Origin of the sequence: Enterobacter cloacae complex sp. SYL001, assembly GCF_049237025.1 — a bacterium.
GTDB classification, from domain to species: Bacteria; Pseudomonadota; Gammaproteobacteria; order Enterobacterales; family Enterobacteriaceae; genus Enterobacter; species Enterobacter intestinihominis.
On record NZ_JBMKJI010000067.1, the window covers coordinates 1 to 1134 of the forward strand.

2 protein-coding genes are annotated in these 1134 nt (G+C 59.7%); both read left to right on the plus strand.

Annotation, left to right across the window (positions count from 1 at the left end):
• A partial coding sequence (locus tag ACOTZP_RS23845; RefSeq protein ID WP_017900405.1) for a DMT family transporter occupies window positions 1–277 on the plus strand: 277 nt, incomplete at its 5' end.
• Window positions 271–1110, plus strand: coding sequence for a sulfonamide-resistant dihydropteroate synthase Sul1 (gene sul1, locus ACOTZP_RS23850; protein WP_000259031.1), 840 nt, complete (start codon window positions 271–273; stop codon window positions 1108–1110). The genes ACOTZP_RS23845 and sul1, both read left to right, overlap by 7 nt.
• Window positions 1111–1134 lie beyond the last annotated feature (24 nt).

The following is a 1134-nucleotide window of genomic DNA, read 5'->3' on the forward strand; positions in this document are numbered from 1 at the left end:
CGAGGGCTTTACTAAGCTTGCCCCTTCCGCCGTTGTCATAATCGGTTATGGCATCGCATTTTATTTTCTTTCTCTGGTTCTGAAATCCATCCCTGTCGGTGTTGCTTATGCAGTCTGGTCGGGACTCGGCGTCGTCATAATTACAGCCATTGCCTGGTTGCTTCATGGGCAAAAGCTTGATGCGTGGGGCTTTGTAGGTATGGGGCTCATAATTGCTGCCTTTTTGCTCGCCCGATCCCCATCGTGGAAGTCGCTGCGGAGGCCGACGCCATGGTGACGGTGTTCGGCATTCTGAATCTCACCGAGGACTCCTTCTTCGATGAGAGCCGGCGGCTAGACCCCGCCGGCGCTGTCACCGCGGCGATCGAAATGCTGCGAGTCGGATCAGACGTCGTGGATGTCGGACCGGCCGCCAGCCATCCGGACGCGAGGCCTGTATCGCCGGCCGATGAGATCAGACGTATTGCGCCGCTCTTAGACGCCCTGTCCGATCAGATGCACCGTGTTTCAATCGACAGCTTCCAACCGGAAACCCAGCGCTATGCGCTCAAGCGCGGCGTGGGCTACCTGAACGATATCCAAGGATTTCCTGACCCTGCGCTCTATCCCGATATTGCTGAGGCGGACTGCAGGCTGGTGGTTATGCACTCAGCGCAGCGGGATGGCATCGCCACCCGCACCGGTCACCTTCGACCCGAAGACGCGCTCGACGAGATTGTGCGGTTCTTCGAGGCGCGGGTTTCCGCCTTGCGACGGAGCGGGGTCGCTGCCGACCGGCTCATCCTCGATCCGGGGATGGGATTTTTCTTGAGCCCCGCACCGGAAACATCGCTGCACGTGCTGTCGAACCTTCAAAAGCTGAAGTCGGCGTTGGGGCTTCCGCTATTGGTCTCGGTGTCGCGGAAATCCTTCTTGGGCGCCACCGTTGGCCTTCCTGTAAAGGATCTGGGTCCAGCGAGCCTTGCGGCGGAACTTCACGCGATCGGCAATGGCGCTGACTACGTCCGCACCCACGCGCCTGGAGATCTGCGAAGCGCAATCACCTTCTCGGAAACCCTCGCGAAATTTCGCAGTCGCGACGCCAGAGACCGAGGGTTAGATCATGCCTAGCATTCACCTTCCGGCCGCCCGCTA